The organism is Sphingomonas sp. BK235, assembly GCF_004345855.1.
In the GTDB taxonomy this organism is placed as follows: Bacteria; Pseudomonadota; Alphaproteobacteria; order Sphingomonadales; family Sphingomonadaceae; genus Sphingomonas.
Genome location: NZ_SLXN01000014.1, coordinates 1 through 16,856, shown reverse-complemented (window position 1 = coordinate 16,856; position 16,856 = coordinate 1). Strand labels below are relative to the sequence as shown.

Below are 16,856 nucleotides of genomic sequence, written 5' to 3'. Positions count from 1 at the left end.
GTAATCTACGATCCAACACGCAGCCGCACGGCGGCGCGTCGGTATCGGAGAACGCACATGGCAGAGGTAATCGGCCGGTACGGTAACGACCGGCAGCATTGGGTTGGCGACGGTTTTCCCGTTCGCTCGCTGTTTTCGTACAATGACCTGGGCGCTCACGTCAGCCCGTTCCTGCTGCTCGACTACGCCGGGCCCCATCTGTTTGAGCCGACAACTCAACGCCGCGGGGTTGGCAAGCATCCCCACAGAGGCTTCGAGACGGTCACGATCGTTTACGAAGGGGAAGTCGAGCACCGCGACTCTGCCGGCAACGGCGGGGTGATCGGACCGGGCGACGTCCAGTGGATGACGGCAGCAGCTGGTATCATCCACGAGGAGTATCACTCGCCGGGCTTTGCACGGGCCGGTGGGCCGTTCCGCATGGTGCAACTGTGGGTGAACCTCCCTTCAAAGGACAAGATGGCACCGGCCGGATACCAGGGCATCCTGAAGGCTGACATACCGGTCGTGAAGCTCCCCAACCGTGCCGGCACCGTTCGGGTCATTGCCGGCGATTACCGGGGGACGAAGGGCGCCGCGCGCACCTTCACACCGGTCAACGTCTGGGACGTGAGCGTGAACGCCGGGGCAGACGTGAACCTCGATCTGCCCGCTGGCCACACCGCCATGATCATCGTCCTCACGGGCCACGTCACGATCGGAGGTAAGCAGGAGGCGGGCGAGGCCGAAATGGTGCTGCTGGATCGGAAAGGCGGCGACATTGAGATACACGCCGATGGCGACGCCAAGCTGCTGGTGTTGACGGGTGATCCGATCGAAGAGCCAATCGTCGGCTACGGTCCCTTCGTGATGAACAGCGAAGCGGAAATCCGGCGGGCCGCCGAAGACTTCAACAGCGGGCGCTTCGTCGCCGCTGCAACATGATCAAGGGGCCGGGTGCAGATCGCATCCGGCCCCTTTTTCCTGCGGATCGGTAGGCGTTCGACGTTCCGCTTGAACAAGGGCGCAAGCCCGCCGCGACACGCGACTTGAACAGGAAAGGGAACAGTTATGGCCAGTGAGACTATCCGCAATCCGCAGACCGATCACCTTCTCACCCCTGACAACGCAGCCTTCATCATCATCGATTACCAGCCGGTACAGGTTTCCTCGATTCGCTCGATGCCGCGCGACGAGCTGGTGTTCAATATCGTGGGCACTGCCAAGTGCGCGGTGAATTACAATCTCCCGATCGTCCACTCGACGGTCAACGTCGCGACCGGCCGCAACAAGCCGCCGGTCCAGGAGCTGCAAGCCGTTCTGGGCCATCTGCCGACCTATGACCGCACCTCGATCAACAGCTGGGAGGACACCGGCTTCAAGGATGCCGTCAAGGCGCTCGGTCGCCGCAAGCTCATCATTACCGCGCTCTGGACCGAGGCTTGCCTCACCTTCCCCGCGCTCGATGCGATCCAGGAAGGATATGAGGTCTATGTGCCCGTCGATGCCGTCGGCGGCACGTCCGTCGCCGCGCACGAGGCTGCGCTGCGTCGGGTAGAGCAGGCGGGCGCGAAGCTGATCAGCCGAGTGCAGATGTATTGCGAGCTTCAGCGCGACTGGGCGCGGGAAGCTACCGTCCCGGGCTTCATGGACGTCTTCGAGAGCTTCGACGGCTTCAACCCCGAGAAGGCGGCAAACGCCGGCTGACGGTAAACGCGCAAGTGGCGGTGGCTCCTGTCGCCGTCACTTGCTCGTAAGGAGATATCTCATGAGCGAGATGCACATCGTTGTCGGACTGAAGGCCGTGGCTGGCAAGGAAGATGAACTGCGCGCGTCACCTTCCTCGACAGCTCGCTGACCGGCCAATCGGATCTGGGTATCGACACCGCGCCGATCGGGCTCGCCGACACGGTCTATAACGCCACCATCTTCTACGAGCGAGGTCCTTTGTCCCTCCGCGTGTCGTACAATCGCAAGGGCGAGTACGTCGAGCGGATCGAGCGCAACATATATCCGGTCTATCGCGACGCATACGGTCAGTTCGATGTGGCGGCCAGCTAACAACTGACGCCCAACAGCCGAGTCGAATTGCAAGGCATCAACGTCGGTGACGCGAAGACCACCGGGTACACGATGGACCAGTCATTTCCGACCACCTACGAAGCCTCCGGAAGTCGTGTGAGTTTGGGCGTTCGCGCGCAGTTTTAAGGCCTCATTGATGCTCGCGCGCGCTGAAGAGGGCGCGACCTGCATCGTGGGGCTCTTCGGCAGCGCACCAGTGAGGAGATGGGTGCTCGAAGGCGTGCTGCCGAGTTTCGGCGAACTCACGACTGCGGCGGGGATCTCACTCGTTATACCGGCGAGCAAGAAGCTGCTTATGATGAACGAATGGCTGGATCTGGGCGGCTGGCAGATCGCTCTGAGTGACCGGTATTGGGTCTTCGCCACGAGCGGGCAGGGTGGCCGCAAGCGCCCAAACCCAGCCGCTGAGCTGGCCGATCTATCATTTTTAAAAGCAGCCAATCGTTCAGCACGATCGTCCCGCTTCTACATCTCCGAGAAGCGATCGCGGGAGACAGCAATCGGAACTAGATTATCGGGAGGCGGATGCTTCTGCCGCCGGTCAACGCGATCGGCAAGGGCTACCTTCGCTTGGCGAATTCCCTTTCGGGAAAGCTGATGCAGGAGATGGCGAAGAGACGCTACGGCAGCAGGCGTTCTTTTGTAGTCGATCCCGCCATCTTTGACCGGCGCAGGCAATCGGCGACGACCGATCAGGGGGCGAGCGTCTGAAGTGTCCTGATCGCATCGTCGGGAACGAGCGGCTTGGGTAGGAAGATCGCGCGAGCTGGCAGGCTGCTCAGGTCGGGCGCCAGGCCGGCGGTAGTAATGATGATCTCGATCGGCGGCCAGCGCTCGCGGATTGCGGCGGCAAGCTTTAACCCATTCATTGAACCCGGCATGTCGATGTCGGTAAACACGATGGTGATGTCGAGCCGTCCGGTAAGGATGGCAATAGCGTGGTCGGCATCGCGCGCCAGCACCGCCTCAAACCCAGCCTCCTCAACAAGATCGCACATGTCCATGCGTTGAAGAGGCTCGTCTTCGACCACGAGCGCGATCGCGGTGCGATGACGGGAGTTGGGGGATGGGGGCATGGGAACCACTACGAACGCCTGACTTCCGCAATAGTCGCTTGAAAAATCGCTTTAAATCCTTCGGGTCCGTAATCGAGGCTGCTGCCTCCGGCTCCTACCAGCCCTAGGCTAACAAGCCGTGAGCCGAACCCGCGCCGGGTCGGCGCGGTGACGGGCGGACCGCCGATCTCCGTCCAATGCAGAGTCAGCTCTGCGTCGTCGCCTTCACCCTTGATGCTCCAGCCGATGCGGATCGTGCCGCTGGTCGACAGCGCCCCGTACTTCATCGCGTTTGTAGCCAGCTCATGGAGCAGGAGCGAGGTGGAGAGCGCAGCACGCGGCCCCAACTCCACCTTCGGGCCTTCGGCGGTGTAGCGCCCGGCGATGCCGGCATCGCTCAACACTTTGTCGAGAAGGAAGCGCAAGTCCGCTGAACGCAGGGCCTGGTGGAGCAGCGCATCATGCGCGGTGCCAAGCGCCGTCAGACGGCGTGCGAAGGCGTTCAGCGTCGCGCGATCCACCACGCCCTTGAACGTCTGATTGGCGATCGACTGCACCATCGACAGCGAGTTCTTGAGTCGGTGCGCGATCTCGCCGTTGAGGATCGCTTGCGTATCCTCGGCGCGCTGGCGCGCGATGCCAATCTCCAATCGGTCAGCGGCATTGCGCAGGAAGGCGAGTTCGGCTTCGCTCGCCTCGTGCGGTTGCGACCAGTGTACGAGCAGTACCCCTACCGGGCGGCCGCGGTCGAGCACCGCGACGTTCACGCAGCCGCGGATCGCCAGCGCCGCCCATTTGTCGGCCTCGTCGGCTGTGCGCGGGTCTGTCAGCGCATCGGTGATCGCCAGCGGGCGTCCGCTAACGATGATTTTCTGAATGTGACCAAAGTCATTGAAGCGATACTCGCCCTCGATCGCAGGCAGGCCGGGCAACATCCAACCCGGTGCGAAGCGGACGCATTCATACCCCTGGAACAGCTCGCCGTAGGCGCAGCGCGACGCGCCCAGCGTCCGGCCGATGATGCTGGCGGCTCCGGCGACCATCGCATCCACGTCCGTCAGGTCGCGCAACAGATCGCCGAGGTGTAGCAATCCCTCTTGGCGAGCGTTGGCGGCGAGGAGATCGGTCACCTCCTGGAACAACGCGGTGAAACGGTCAGGGCCTGCGACTTGGACCACGCCGTCGTACCAGCGGCCTAGCGTGCCCACCTGCCGTCTGAAGTGAACCGGCTCGCCACCGTCGACCGCCTGGCCGAAGTCAGTGATCCACTCCTCCTCGACATCGGGCAGGATCTCGCGGATCGTGCGCCCCAGGACTTGGTCTGCGGGCAGACCGACGAGCCGCGTGAAGACCTCGTTCACACGCTCATAGCGCCAGTCGGCTACCCGACCGGCCTCGTCGCGCACGACCTGGCCCAGAATCAGGCCGTCGTTGCGCGTCTCGAACATGCGCTCCCAGCGCTCGTCCTCGCTAGCACGCGCGGCTTCGGCGCGCTCCTGGTCGGCAACAGCTGTCTGCCGCTCGCGTTCAAGGCGGCGCACCTCCAGCGCCTCAACGGTCCGGCGAGCCAGTGCGCTGAGGGTTCGCTGCTGCTCGGGCGTCAGGCCCTCGGGCCGCGGCTTCTGATCGATGACGCACAGCGCGCCGAGCACATGCCCGTCATGAGTCGCGAGCGGCGCACCGGCATAGAAGCGGATAGCGGGATCATCAGTGACGAGCGGGTTATCCCGCGTACGCGGATCGGCCGTCAGGTCGGGGATGATGATCGTCGCCCGTTCATCAACCACGAAGCGGCATACCGAGCGGTCCAAATCCGTCTCGCAGGAAGGAAAGCCCACCCGCGCCTTGAACCACTGCCGATCGTGATCGACCAGGCTGACCAGCGCGACGGGCGTGTTGCAGAGCTGCGAGGCGAGCGCAACGATGTCGTCGAACGCTGTCTCCGGCTCTGTGTCGAGGACGTCTAGTCTCTGCAGGGCATCCAGCCGTGCACCTTCCACCATCTTGCTCCCGCTACTCCAGCAGCATGCGAGAGTGTCTCGCTATTATCCGACAGCTCAGGCGAAGGGTCAACGTATTGGAAGATCGCGACGTGCGGCGTTCACACTCGACTTGGAAAACGATCCGCATCCGAAACTTTTCATCGTTTTTGGGAATGACGCGGTCAACGTCTCCTATGCACGCTCACTCCCCCGAAAGCGGCCGGTCCGCTTTCCCTGCCAATCAGGCCAGCCGGAGCCCCACCTGGAGCGCCCGGAAGGCTCGAGCGGCGAGATGAACAAGCGGCCGGAGTTGGGAAGCGAATAGGGGCATCTGGATGACCAGTTCTGGGTCCTCGCCACGAGCGGGGAGGTGCCGTGCTCGCATCATCCAAACCACCAACTGCAATTCGCTGATCCATAGGAGTCACATTGTGGCGAAAACCCTCAGCTTCGTTCCATGATCCTGGCTTGTCAGGTCGTGTTGCGCGCGAGCTCCTGGGTGTTTCGTACCAGCGACCACGAGGACGCCTGCACATCGGGCACGATGCGGAGATCTGTATAACCATTCGCTTCAACAAACTCAGATAGCTCGGCGTGGCGGTGTGCTGCAGTGATAGTGAGCACGTGAGCACCGGCCGCTTTTGCGGCTGCTACCCCGGCAGGTGCGTCTTCAAACACCAAGCATTGCTCTGGTGCCGCGCCTAGCTGCTGTGCGGCAGTGAGAAAGCAGGATGGGTCAGGCTTTCCACGTTGAACGTCCTCAGCCGTCACCAATATCCTTGGCAGCGGAAGGCCAGCCGCCCGCAGACGGCATTCGGCCAATTTACGAGGAGCGGAGGTAACAATCGCCCAACGGTCGGCTGGCAGCGCCGATAGGAAGTCAGCCGCCCCTGATATCTCCGAGACTCCGTCCATATCGACCATCTCGGCAGCAAGGATGTATTCGGCCTCGCGATCGACATCGATGTCCGGGATTGATAGTCCGGTAATGACCTCTCTTACACGCATGCCATGAGCGCTCGGCAAAAACGTGTCCGCATCCAGGCCGAACTGCGCCGCCCACCGCCTCCACACTCTCCGCGACGCTTCGATCGACGTGAGAAGGGTTCCGTCCATGTCAAACAAGAAGGCGGAAAACTGAGTACCGGAGAACACGTCTTCCATAAGCCTGTTCAATCCTTAGTTGCCGCGCCAGCGTGCTCGATCGTTCGTCTACGCGCAACGCGAAGATCGGGGCGGTGAAGCCTTCCGGCACGATACCACCTGCGCCATCGGCAGAAGCCGCCGATCATACCCATGAGACCTGCGCGGCACCCGCCATCAGTGTCCAGGATGCTAGTGAAGCCAGGCCAACTCAATGCTCCGTGTACCGCTGAGATGTCATGAGCACGGAGGTGAATGCGCGTCCGAAGTTGGACGGCGGGCAGGTGGCTAGGAGGGACCGATATTGGGTCTCTGCGCCCCAGCATTTATTGATCTAGCGGCTTACCGTCTCGTGTCCGAAGATCTGCCAGCAGCACGCGGATGGCCCACCCGGTCACACGCGCGATCTGCTCACCGTCCAGGTCCCAGTGGTCCCGCATCTCAAGCCACGGCGTCGTATGCAAAACCTGCAACATCGCGGTAGCGAGAGTACGGTCGGGCTCCGGGAGCTTCTCCACGGCATCAGCCGTCGCGGCGCGGTAACTCTGCTGTCGCTCCGCTTTCTGCGACAGGCGCATGGCGCGGCCCTGCGGCGTCGAGCGCACGAGCGTGGCGATCGGCGCGATGCGGTCCAGGCCTATGTAGATGGAGCGCGTGTCGCGCAGATCCTCCTCGTTGTCAGGAAAGATCACGCGACTGCCGGCGAGCTCCCGGACGCGCGTGCTGGCCGCGGCGAGCAGCTCCTCGCGGTCGGCGTAATACCGGTACACCGTGCGGCGACTGATCCCCGTCACGTCGGCGACAACATCGTGGTTCAAGTCCGTCCGTCCCTCCGCCATCAGCTGGATGACCGCGTCGGCGATGCGGTTGCGAGCTTCTTCCTTCTTCCGGCTGCGCGGCGACGAGGTGGCGGGGGAGGGCACTTCGGTGGAGTGGTCACGCATGTGGGTGACCTAGTAATCGGCACAGCCTGTGTCAAATTCCCGTTGACACAATCTGTGCCATTAAGCTATCTCGCTCAGGACAAAGAGGGGGATCTCACCATGCTGTTCCATGTTTCCATCGCTGCGCACGACCCGCGTCACGTTGCTGAGGTGCTCGCTGAGCTGTGGGCGGGCGACGCGCTGTTCTTCCCGCCGGTCTCCGACAATGGTTGGATCGTTCTTGCCAGGGATGAGCACCGCAGCGCGCTCGAGGTCTATCCGATCGACACGGTTCTGCGTGAAGCCGACGGTGACGCGGACGCAGTAGGGGAAGCGACCGGACGTGAGCCGTTTACGGCAACGCATGCGGCGATCGGCACGTCGCTCACCCAGCAAGCCGTGCTGTCGATCGCGGCGCGCGAGGGCTGGCCGGCGAAATATCGCAAGCGTGGCGGCATGTTCGGCGTCGTCGAGATCTGGATCGAGGGACGCCAGATGATCGAGGTGCTCACGCCAGAGATGCAGGACGAGTACAAGGCGACGATGTCGGCCGACAACTGGCGTGCCATGTTGCGCTCCTTCGGCGCTGCGGCATCGCTCACCTGAGAGGCGTCACCCGGCGTCGGCGGAAGGTTCGAGGCCGGCCTAAGGGGAAATGTCATGATCGAGATGATGCAGGGTCTGTCGCAGCGAGCGCTGCGACGGGCATCCAATCAGCCACGTCCCGCTGCTACGCGGATGCGGCATACAGCGCCTACGCCCGGCAGGTCTGTGCGTGAGGGGGCGGTGGCCTTCCTCGTCACCGTCACGATCCTGGCGCTGGCGCAGCAACCGCCGGTGCTTGGGTCCTGGCTCGACGCCGTCGCGCGGAGCGCGTTGGCGTGATGCGCGGCTTCTTTCGCAGGTAGGGCCGCCGGCGGACCGCCCGGCTAGCCGCGATGAACGGCCGACATCTTGTTGCCGCTCGGATCGCGCACATAGGCGGCATAGACGCCCGGCCCATAGCGCGCGCGCTCGCCAGGCGCGCCCGCGCAAGTGCCGCCCGCCTTCAACGCGGCCGCGTGAAACGCATCGACCTGCTCGCGTGACGGACTGAGAAAGCCGATCATCTGGCCATTCCCGGCGCTCGGCTCCGCGCCGTCGAAGGGCGCGCCGACGAACAGCACGATGCCGTCCCCGCTACCGCCCTGCGAGTAGCAGGACCAACCGGCGACGTCGGCGTGGCGCGCCCAGCCGATCGCCCCCAATGCTGCGTCGTAGAAGGTGACCGACGCGGCTTGATCGCGCGCGCCCACGGTCATGTAGTGGTCCATCGTCACCTCAATGAGCCGTGAGTTTAAGGGCTTCCGCGACCTCGTCCATGTAAAGCGGCCCGACCTGCACCGAGCTGTCGTCAGCGAGCCGCAGCCGGAGCATGCCACGACCCGGCCGCTCGACTGCCGTCACCGTGGCGAGCCGTACCATGTACGAACGATGCACCCGCAGCAGCACTTTGGGATCGAGGCGCTGCTCGAGCTCGCTCATCTTGGCGCGAAGGATATGCGCTTTGAGGTCGGTGTGGAGCAGCACATAGTCCTTGGCGGCCTCGATCAGGTTGATCGTCTCGACCGGCAGCAGCACGCTGCCCTGCTTCACCGGAACCCAGAGCGCATTGTCGTAGCTGCCGATCGGTGTGAGGGGTGACGCCGCATGAACGGAAGCACCATCGTCCGTGACTCGGGTTCGGCGCCGACGCAGCGCACGTGCCACGCCCATGCGAAGTCGCTCGGCGCCGACCGGTTTCAGCAGGTAGTCGGCGGCTTCGATGTCGAAGGCCTGAGCCGCATATTGATCGAATGCGGTGACGAACACGATCTCTGGTGAGGTGGCCTGCTCCATCAGCTGCTTGGCCAGCGCGATGCCGCTCATGCCAGGCATGTCGATGTCGAGGAAGACGAGGTCTGGACACAGCTGCTCGATCAGCGACAATCCCTCCGCCGCTCCGGTCGCGGTGGCTACCACCGTGACCTCGGGGATCGCGGCCAGTCCGGTCGCGAGGCGCTCGATCGCCAATGCCTCGTCGTCGATCAGGATTGCCCGCATCACATTCACCTCGGTGCAGCTGCATACCAGCGCCGGCGTCAACTTAGCACCCTTGGCCACACGCACGAGCGGCCCCGTCGCACCCTCGTCCACTTTGGTCGCAGCCTGAGGCCGGGACGGGATTGCTGCGATGGAAGGCACCGGGCAGGATCGCGTCTATGGGGAGGCTGCGCCGCGACATTTGGATCACGCCGGAGGGGCGGCAGGTCGTCTGGATGACGCTGGCGAGTTGGCTCCTCGTGCTCGGCGTCTACCAGCTCACGGAAACCCTCAGCGGTCGCTTCGGCTGGCTATACGACATACCGATGGACGTGCCGGCGGTCGTATTGGTCGCTCTGCTGGTTCTTCCTGCCTACCCGCTCGTACTGGCACTCCACGAAGCGACGCCGTGGCAGAAATGGCTCATTTTCTTCTTCGTCGCGCTCGTCATCGCGTCCCTGCAAAGCATGGTCAACCTGGTCGAGAACCGCCTGCTCGGCGTCATTCCGCGCTTCGACGCCGCTCATGCCGACATCATTCGCGAGCGCTTCGCGCGCGTGATGCAGGGGCACTTCTACAAGACCTTCGCCAACATCACGCTCATCGCCTTTACGGTGCAGGTACGCGACCGGGCTGCCGACCGCATGGCATTGCTCGAGGTCAGCGCCCGTGCGGACCGAGCGCGATTGGCGGCGCTCAGACTGCAGCTCAATCCTCATTTCCTCTTCAACACGCTCAATGCCATCTCCTCGCTCGTCGGTGCGGGACGCACACGCGAGGCGGACGAGATGATCGAACGCCTGTCGGATTTCCTGCGCCAGACGCTGGAGGAGGAGGTCGATGCCATCGTGCCGCTCAGCCAGGAACTCGCCGCGCTCGACAGCTATGTCGCGATCGAGCGAATCCGGTTCGGCGAGCGTCTCAACATCGAGCTCAACGTCGATCGTACCCTTCGTGCGCGTATCCTGATGCCGAGCCTAATCCTGCAGCCGCTCGTCGAGAATGCGATCAAATACGCCGTCGCCCCGGCCCGGCAGCCGGTCACGATCGCCTTGTCGGCGTGGGAGGAGGACGGTCTAGCGGTGATCGATGTTCGGGACGACGGCGCCGGTGTTGCCGTCGATCGCGGCAGCATCACGAGCACCGGACTGGGCCTCGCCAACGTTCGGCAGCGTCTGGAAACGCTATACGGTAGTGTCGCTGCGCTGGAGGCGGGGCCGGACGCGAGTGGTGGCTGGCGCGTGCGCCTGCGCTTCCCACCGGCTATTACCAGCCAGGCGTAGCAAAGCCGTCTTGGTCGCAGCGGGATCAGTTTCCGTCGCGCCGCCGCTGCGGACGAACAACGTCAAGTGCATCGCGCCTCTGGGGAGTCGGTCCGAGTTTGGGTCTGGGCCCCTGACCTGGCGCGCTCCTCGATCTGGGCTCGCCCAGCTCGAGGAGGAACACCGCCATGAAGAAGATATCGCCGCTCGTCGGCGCAACGATCGTCGCCGCGCTGATGCTCGCTCAACCGTCCGTCTCATGGGCATCGATCCAAGCGGCAGACAGCAAGCAGGCGCTCGTCTCAAGTACCGAGCCGCTCGCCGGAGAGCAGCCGCTTTCCTGCGAGATGATTTCTGCCGAACTCGGCGCGCTCCAGGAAGCGGCCACAGCGCGCGCGATCAAGGCGCAGCGAGCCGCGAAAACGAAGCGAGGCCTATTTGGCTTTGCCAAGACGATGGCGTCGGTCATGGTTCCTGGCGTGGCAATCGCGGCGGGCGGCGGCTCGGCACTCGGCTCGCTTGCCGCGCAGGGAGCGAGGCAATCGGCCGCTGAGGCACTGGCGCGGTCGAATGCGCCCGCGGGTGTACCGACTGCGCCTCAATACAGCGTGGCAGAGCAGGAGCGACTTGGGCGCTTGGCGACGCTCGCCGCTGAGCGGCAGTGCGGAGCATGAGGCTCCCGATCGCGATCGTCAGCTTCTGCGCCGGGTTGAGTGGGAACCTTGCTTTTGGCGCCGTCAGCGCTGCAAGCCCGTCGGACGCGCCGATTCCCGGCGCGTATCGCGTCACCTCCACGGTCAAGGGCGCACCGTCAAAGGTCAGTGACGAGTGCATGAGCGCCGATGAGATCGCGGAACTGTTCGCGCTCCGGCCGATGCCGGGATACTGTGTCATGGCCCGCGATCAGATCGGCAGAGGGCGGATCGATCTCGCGCGCTCATGCCGTAGCGGCGCGCAGGTCCGCTCGGCATCGATCAGCGGGAGCTACTCGCCCACCGCGTTCGATGCGACAACGTCCTCGCGCCTGCCCGAGCTACCGGAACCGCTGGAGATCCGGCTGAGAGGGCAGCGTACTGGCGGCTGTGAGGCGGACTGAGGCTGGGTGACCGGCCGCGCGAAGAGCCGCGGACCATCGGTGACGGCTTCGTCGCCGCGACGTCCTGTTTCGTCGCGGCACAGATGAGCGCCGCACCGGCGCGGTATAGTAAACGAGGCGGCGGAACAGTCGAAAAGCTCAGCCGCCGATATTTCGATGACGACACAAGAAGCTCGTGGCTGTCTGCCGCCGCGATCGCTGCTGCTATGAGAAAGGGAGATATAATGAGCAAGATGATCATGCCTCTGTTGACGGCTGCGTTCGCGGTGCTGACCTCCATGCCGGCCGAAGCGGCGGTGCAGATGCTGGATTTTACGCAGGGCAACTACTGCAACGGTGGGGAACTCTGCACCAACAACGCCGCCATCGACAAGGGTCACGGGAGCACCGCGGAGGTGTCGGTGAACTTCGGCAGCACCTACGATGGTTTTCCAAGTGGCCCGCTCTACTATTACGAGCGCGGCTTCGGCGATCTTGTGGGTGTGGCGTACAGCAACAAGGGCTCGACCGATTTTCGTACCCGCGCCCGCATCACGCTGAGCGCCGCTGCTGGCTATGAGATCACGCTCAAGTCGTTCGATCTCGGCTGTTTCGTCAATCTGGCAAACTGTCAAACCGCGACCTACAACGTGAACCCGGGCGCAGGCGGGTACCAGACCGGCTCGCTTGGTACCGGTTATCCCACCCACCAGAATGTCACCTTCAACGCCGGGTATGGCAATGTCATCGATCTCTGGTTCGGCGCCGGCGAGAATGTCGGCATCGACAACATCAAGTGGGATGTGCGCGCGGTCGGCGCCGGCGCGGTACCCGAGCCGGCGACCTGGGCGATGATGATCCTGGGCTTCGGGCTCGTCGGTACCTCGTTGCGGCGACGTGCGCCCACGCTGCGGCGCCAGCTGGTCTGATCAAGGGCGAGCCCTCCGCGAGCGGCTCGCCCGTTTCACAAGGTTGAGATCATGATGATGAGCGAGGGGGGCGCTGTGTCGTGGCGCTGTGTTCTGCTCGGCACGCCTGTGCTGTGGTGCGGTGGCCCGCCTCCTGCCACTCCGCGGCGCTACCACATCGGCGCCACAATGGTGCGACGACGGAAGGGGTATGGCGATCGCGATCAGCTGTGCGATCGACTGCGGCTTGCGTTCGAGCTCGCCAGTGCCGACCACGAACCCTCGCTTCCGACCGCGATGTTGCGGATCGTCATCGATGAGGCGGCGACCAGTTCCCCCACGCCAGCACCAGCCTCACGGCTGCCTCTGATCGGCTCGCTGTTCCAGACGACCAAGCGGATCCGCGCTGAGGTTGAACTCGTAAATCCATTCTCGGGAACTACGCTCGAGCGCTTCATGATCAATGCCGTTGACCCGACACGCTTGTCCACCATCGGCGACGAACCTGCGTCCTCATACTCACGAGGGAGTCTAGCGGCCGCTTCGAAATCGTGCACGCGGCATCTGTCACACCTCACACAAGAGTGGCTGATCAGACGTTTCGTCACACTCACCTTCAGCAGGCTCTACGGCGCCACGGATCGAGGTGACGATGATCCCCGCCTACCTAGCAACGAACCGAGGCTGTCTAGCGAGCCATCAAGATTCGCCCTCGTCGCGGCCGGTCGGATCGAAAGTTCGATGTGATGAACAGGGCTGTTATGATCTTCGCCCTGGCGCTGGCATTGCTGTTCCCCGGAATGCCAGCGACGCCACCGGCTTCGTAGGCTGTCCGTGATGGCGGCGAAACCGGCATCGCTCGCCCTCGAGCCCGTCGAGACATCTTCATCGCGCCGAAGTCCGCCTCGGTCGCGAACATCGTGCAGGGCTGGGCATCTGCGCTAGGTGTGTTGCACGGATAAGTCACCCGTGCCACTTATCCATGTCGTTCGGGACTGAGCGCCGGACGCGTAGCCGCTCGGCCTAGGCTCACAACGCAGTGATGGTCGGGAACTGCTGACTAGCAAAGAGGGGAGAGGTCTCAATGAAACTCACACGTAAGATCCTGTTGCACCTGCTGCTCGCCACCGTAGCGACCGAAGGTATAGCGCAGCGACCGGCCGGTCCGGTGACGCTCGTCCATGCCGGCCGCTTCTGGGATGCGGAGAGCGGGAAAATGCTTTCGGCTCGCGACATCCTGATCCGTGGCGACCGGATCACGGAGGTCGCGCCTAGCATCGCGCTTCCGACAGGCGCGACTGAGATCAACGCGCGCGGCTGCAGCGTGCTGCCAGGTCTCATCGACACGCACACCCACATCCTGGCAGAACAGAAGTTCGGCGAGCCGCTGAGTCAATCCATAGATCGTGACAACACGCACGGTGGCGCTATCGGGCGGACCTTCACCGGCATACCCCGCGCACGGCAGTACCTCGATGCCGGCGTAACGACGATCCGTGACCTTGGTAATTCCGGTCAATTCCTCGATCTCGTGTTAGGACAGGCGATCGCCAACGGCACGGTGATCGGCCCGCGCATCATCGGTTCGGGTCCCGGTCTCGCTCCGGCTGGTGGACAATTTGAGCGTTTGCCGATGGACCCGCATGGGCTTGTCTCGGGCGAGTACCGGGTCATCAATGGCGCCGACGACGCGCGCGCTGCCGTTCGCGACGCAATCGCCCGCGGCGCTGATGTCATCAAGATGTACCCTGAAGCGTCACCTCAGCGTACCCGGCTCACCGTTGCTGAGATGCAGGCGATCGTCAGCGAGGCTCAGCGACACAACATTCCGGTTGCGGCACACGCAACCTTCGATGCTGCGATCCGCGAGGCAGTGGAAGCAGGCGTGTCGTCGATCGAACATGGCTACGAGATATCCGATGCGACATTGAAGTTGATGGCCGCCAAAGGCGTGTGGCTCGTTCCGACCGATCCCTCGATCGAGATGGTGAAAGAGTTCTCCATGTCGTGGAAGCAACAGCCGCCGCCCGGTGAGATCGCGCAGCAGTTGAAGATGTTCCATGACCGGCTGCTGCGCGCCCACAAGGCAGGCGTACGGATCGCGCTCGGCTCCGATCTCTACTTCCCGTATGCGCCTGGTCGAGGAGCCGGCACGCGCGGAACGCTCGAAGGCTATGTCGATGCCGGGCTGACTCCGGCGCAGGCACTACGCACGGCGACATGGGAGGCAGGCCGGCTGCTGCGCGACGATGGCCTCGGCGTTCTGCGCCCCGGCGCGCACGCCGACCTGCTCGCTGTCGCTGGCGATCCGTCGCAGGAAATCAGGGCATTGCGAGGCATTCGGTTCGTGATGAAGGACGGAGTTGCCGTCGTGCCGTTCGCCGGGTGTCGCTGACGTCCTGCCTGCTGCGGGCGCGATCACTTGATCGTACCCAGGTTCCAAAGAGGTTTGCCGGTGCGTCGAGGTGAGGGCATTATTGGCTCACAGCCGGATCGCGACCTTAAACGCGTCGCGCTCCTTCAGATCTAATGAGAGAAAACACATGACTAGTATACGTCATGCGCGGCGGTATGCTTTCGCGCCAATCGCACTTTGCTTATCTCACATCGCCTCCGTTCCAGCACAGGCTCTTCAGATTGACAGCCTCAAGGCTGCTCTCGCCACAGCGAGGCACGCGCAATCGTCGGGCACGACCGATTCTGCGCCAGCGGCGACGGCGGAACGCGACCGCATGAACACCGCCGGCGAGCACGCTCCATCGTTGGAGACTGTGAGCCGGTATCAGAAGCGCAATCACCTAACAGACGAGGAGCGCCGAACCAGTCCCAATCGTGCGCCTCGGGGGCTTGTGCCGCCGGAGTTTCGCGGAAAACCTGTGTCGCAGCAGGCCCTCGAGGAGGCTAATCTGGCGATCCTACGCCGGAGGATGGATCCCTACGCTTATCTGGTAGGGGCAACCAGCGGCACCATGCTGCCGCCAGAAGCTCGCCTGGTCGCGTGCGGCGGAAATGAGCGTCACTTGTTCTACACCTTGGGCAAGGAAGATCCGCAACTCCTACACAATCTCGCTGTTCGTAGAGGCCTGAGAGATCGGATCAACACGGAGTGGACAGTTCCTGAGGGATCGAAGGTAGCGCCGAGTGCATCACCTACCGCGACCATAGCTAAAGCCGCGGCCTTTCTCAGGGAGCACGGTTATAAGCCTGTCCCGACTTGGTTGGAACCGCACCTGTTCGCGCCGCTCGGCGAGCGTCCAGGGCAGGCTAGTGTCAGGGTCAACATCACTGCGAATGCGAGGATGGCTCTGGCGTTCTGCGCCTTTGCAGGCGAGACGCCTCCGCCCAGCGGTCCTGGCATCGAGGTGCGGGTTCACTTTCCCGCCTAGCGCCACAGCCTCAGGTCGGTTCCGCGAGCCGCGGCGTCATGTCGGAAAACGACAGGATGCTCTAGGTTGCTTGCCGATGCGCCTCCTGAGCGTCTCAGGACCACCACGTGGCACTTAGACACGCGGATGAATGAATGTCTGAAACTGAGTAGCGCTGCGTGGCCTTTGAGTGACCGCTTCTGGGTCTAGCCACAACCGGGAACGGGGTCCCATTCGCCCGAACACTGCCAGCGAGGCGCTTGGCCCAAGTTAAATCGGTTGTCAGAAAGGTGCGTTGCGATGACCGGCTCGTCATAGGTTCTGGACGAACCAGATGACAAACCCCGCTACGCCGAGGAGGGCAAGCGCGAGCAGCGCTTGCACCAGCGGAGGATCCTTGCGAGCCATCTCCGTCGGCCAGGGCAGCGTCAACGCGCGCAACGGCGCGACAAAGGCCGCGATCGCGCCCGAGACGCGAACCCAGTCGAGTGCGACCCAGCGCCGCGCCATTACAATCGACTCCGTATCGGTGATGTTGTCCTTGGGCGAACCGATCCCGTGATAGTAAAGCGCCGCGTTCATTGGCCAGAACGCAACCACCGTCAGGATCAGCAGCAACAGGATGCCGATCGACGGTAGACAGAGCAGCCAGCGAAAACGCCACGGCGTTAGCCACCCCGCGGCTAGGGCGCCGAACCCTGCCACCAGCATTGCGGCCGACAAGGGGATGAAGAAAACGCCGGTATCGACCGGCCATGCCTTGCCATAGGGCATCAAAGTCAGCGAGGCGGGTGGATGCGCGCTCCATGCGCCGGCCAGCACAACGAGATCGAACAGCTTCGCTCCGAGCAGCGGCCCACCCGTCAGTACGGCTAGCCAGAGGAACGCTCGCGTGATGCCCTGCCTGCTTGCCATAACGCCCGCCCTGTCGTTGCCCCCTAAATGCCTGACGAGGCCTCGCGGGTTTGCGCGATGTACTCGCGGGGTGATCGGTAGCCCAGCGCCTTGTGCGGGTGCACCT

At 63.5% G+C, this 16,856-nt stretch carries 16 protein-coding genes; 9 read left to right on the top strand and 7 right to left on the bottom strand.

Annotation, left to right across the window (positions count from 1 at the left end; genetic code table 11):
• Window positions 1-57 precede the first annotated feature (57 nt).
• From EV292_RS21130 to EV292_RS21115, 3 genes are all read left to right on the top strand, one after another.
• Entirely contained in the window at window positions 58-924 is an 867-nt protein-coding gene (locus tag EV292_RS21130; protein WP_132911256.1) for a pirin family protein, read from the top strand.
• A gap of 126 nt (window positions 925-1,050) precedes the next feature.
• Window positions 1,051-1,686 carry a hydrolase gene (locus EV292_RS21125; protein WP_132911255.1) on the top strand — a complete coding sequence of 212 codons (636 nt, stop codon included), beginning with the start codon at window positions 1,051-1,053 and terminating at the stop codon, window positions 1,684-1,686.
• 900 nt (window positions 1,687-2,586) lie between these two features.
• Window positions 2,587-2,772, top strand: a complete 186-nt coding sequence (locus EV292_RS21115; protein ID WP_132911254.1) for a hypothetical protein — start codon at window positions 2,587-2,589, stop codon at window positions 2,770-2,772.
• On the opposite strand, the gene EV292_RS21110 is transcribed toward EV292_RS21115, so the two are convergent.
• The 4 genes from EV292_RS21110 to EV292_RS21095 form a co-directional block, all read right to left on the bottom strand.
• Complete coding sequence (locus tag EV292_RS21110; protein ID WP_243693902.1) at window positions 2,754-3,092, bottom strand: response regulator; 339 nt, start codon at window positions 3,090-3,092, stop codon at window positions 2,754-2,756. The genes EV292_RS21115 and EV292_RS21110 overlap by 19 nt on opposite strands.
• A 53-nt stretch (window positions 3,093-3,145) precedes the next feature.
• Window positions 3,146-5,119 carry a GAF domain-containing protein gene (locus EV292_RS21105; RefSeq protein ID WP_132911252.1) on the bottom strand — a complete coding sequence of 658 codons (1,974 nt, stop codon included), beginning with the start codon at window positions 5,117-5,119 and terminating at the stop codon, window positions 3,146-3,148.
• Between the two features lie 450 nt (window positions 5,120-5,569).
• Entirely contained in the window at window positions 5,570-6,262 is a 693-nt protein-coding gene (locus tag EV292_RS21100) for an HAD-IA family hydrolase (protein WP_132911251.1), read from the bottom strand.
• Between the two features lie 305 nt (window positions 6,263-6,567).
• Window positions 6,568-7,185: a TetR/AcrR family transcriptional regulator gene (locus EV292_RS21095; RefSeq protein ID WP_132911250.1), complete on the bottom strand. Its 618-nt coding sequence runs from the start codon at window positions 7,183-7,185 to the stop codon at window positions 6,568-6,570.
• A 99-nt stretch (window positions 7,186-7,284) separates the two neighbouring features.
• On the opposite strand from EV292_RS21095, the gene EV292_RS21090 reads away from it, so the two are divergent.
• Window positions 7,285-7,770, top strand: a complete 486-nt coding sequence (locus tag EV292_RS21090; RefSeq protein ID WP_132911249.1) for a hypothetical protein — start codon at window positions 7,285-7,287, stop codon at window positions 7,768-7,770.
• 323 nt (window positions 7,771-8,093) lie between these two features.
• On the opposite strand, the gene EV292_RS21085 is transcribed toward EV292_RS21090, so the two are convergent.
• Entirely contained in the window at window positions 8,094-8,477 is a 384-nt protein-coding gene (locus EV292_RS21085) for a VOC family protein (RefSeq protein ID WP_132911248.1), read from the bottom strand.
• Window positions 8,478-8,484: 7 nt separating this feature from the next.
• Entirely contained in the window at window positions 8,485-9,288 is an 804-nt protein-coding gene (locus tag EV292_RS21080) for a LytTR family DNA-binding domain-containing protein (RefSeq protein WP_132911247.1), read from the bottom strand.
• 116 nt (window positions 9,289-9,404) lie between these two features.
• Between EV292_RS21080 and EV292_RS21075 the strand changes: the two genes are divergently transcribed.
• The 5 genes from EV292_RS21075 (at window position 9,405) to EV292_RS21055 (ending at window position 14,865) form a co-directional block, all read left to right on the top strand.
• Window positions 9,405-10,508, top strand: a complete 1,104-nt coding sequence (locus EV292_RS21075; protein ID WP_132911246.1) for a histidine kinase — start codon at window positions 9,405-9,407, stop codon at window positions 10,506-10,508.
• 167 nt (window positions 10,509-10,675) lie between these two features.
• On the top strand, window positions 10,676-11,161 hold the full coding sequence (locus EV292_RS21070) for a hypothetical protein (protein WP_132911245.1): 486 nt from the start codon (window positions 10,676-10,678) through the stop codon (window positions 11,159-11,161).
• The gene (locus EV292_RS21065) at window positions 11,158-11,583 is read left to right on the top strand and encodes a DUF3617 family protein (protein WP_132911244.1); all 426 of its coding nucleotides are present in this window, start codon (window positions 11,158-11,160) and stop codon (window positions 11,581-11,583) included. Before EV292_RS21070 ends, EV292_RS21065 begins: the two co-directional genes overlap by 4 nt.
• 224 nt (window positions 11,584-11,807) lie before the next feature.
• Window positions 11,808-12,491 (top strand): PEPxxWA-CTERM sorting domain-containing protein, encoded by a 684-nt coding sequence (locus EV292_RS23255; protein ID WP_243693901.1) that lies wholly within the window; start codon window positions 11,808-11,810, stop codon window positions 12,489-12,491.
• Window positions 12,492-13,554: 1,063 nt separating this feature from the next.
• Window positions 13,555-14,865 (top strand): amidohydrolase family protein, encoded by a 1,311-nt coding sequence (locus EV292_RS21055; protein WP_132911242.1) that lies wholly within the window; start codon window positions 13,555-13,557, stop codon window positions 14,863-14,865.
• 1,282 nt (window positions 14,866-16,147) lie between these two features.
• On the opposite strand, the gene EV292_RS21050 is transcribed toward EV292_RS21055, so the two are convergent.
• Window positions 16,148-16,750 carry a DUF1772 domain-containing protein gene (locus EV292_RS21050; protein ID WP_132911241.1) on the bottom strand — a complete coding sequence of 201 codons (603 nt, stop codon included), beginning with the start codon at window positions 16,748-16,750 and terminating at the stop codon, window positions 16,148-16,150.
• Window positions 16,751-16,856: the final 106 nt, after the last annotated feature.

Excerpts from the sequence above, each read along its gene's own strand:
- EV292_RS21130 (WP_132911256.1), top strand. The coding sequence starts at position 58 with ATGGCAGAGGTAATCGGCCGGTACGGTAACGACCGGCAGCATTGGGTT.
- EV292_RS21125 (WP_132911255.1), top strand. The coding sequence starts at position 1,051 with ATGGCCAGTGAGACTATCCGCAATCCGCAGACCGATCACCTTCTCACC.
- EV292_RS21115 (WP_132911254.1), top strand. The coding sequence starts at position 2,587 with ATGCTTCTGCCGCCGGTCAACGCGATCGGCAAGGGCTACCTTCGCTTG.
- EV292_RS21105 (WP_132911252.1), bottom strand. The coding sequence starts at position 5,119 with ATGGTGGAAGGTGCACGGCTGGATGCCCTGCAGAGACTAGACGTCCTC.
- EV292_RS21100 (WP_132911251.1), bottom strand. The coding sequence starts at position 6,262 with ATGGAAGACGTGTTCTCCGGTACTCAGTTTTCCGCCTTCTTGTTTGAC.
- EV292_RS21095 (WP_132911250.1), bottom strand. The coding sequence starts at position 7,185 with ATGCGTGACCACTCCACCGAAGTGCCCTCCCCCGCCACCTCGTCGCCG.
- EV292_RS21090 (WP_132911249.1), top strand. The coding sequence starts at position 7,285 with ATGCTGTTCCATGTTTCCATCGCTGCGCACGACCCGCGTCACGTTGCT.
- EV292_RS21085 (WP_132911248.1), bottom strand. The coding sequence starts at position 8,477 with ATGGACCACTACATGACCGTGGGCGCGCGCGATCAAGCCGCGTCGGTC.
- EV292_RS21075 (WP_132911246.1), top strand. The coding sequence starts at position 9,405 with ATGGGGAGGCTGCGCCGCGACATTTGGATCACGCCGGAGGGGCGGCAG.
- EV292_RS21070 (WP_132911245.1), top strand. The coding sequence starts at position 10,676 with ATGAAGAAGATATCGCCGCTCGTCGGCGCAACGATCGTCGCCGCGCTG.
- EV292_RS21065 (WP_132911244.1), top strand. The coding sequence starts at position 11,158 with ATGAGGCTCCCGATCGCGATCGTCAGCTTCTGCGCCGGGTTGAGTGGG.
- EV292_RS23255 (WP_243693901.1), top strand. The coding sequence starts at position 11,808 with ATGAGCAAGATGATCATGCCTCTGTTGACGGCTGCGTTCGCGGTGCTG.
- EV292_RS21055 (WP_132911242.1), top strand. The coding sequence starts at position 13,555 with ATGAAACTCACACGTAAGATCCTGTTGCACCTGCTGCTCGCCACCGTA.
- EV292_RS21050 (WP_132911241.1), bottom strand. The coding sequence starts at position 16,750 with ATGGCAAGCAGGCAGGGCATCACGCGAGCGTTCCTCTGGCTAGCCGTA.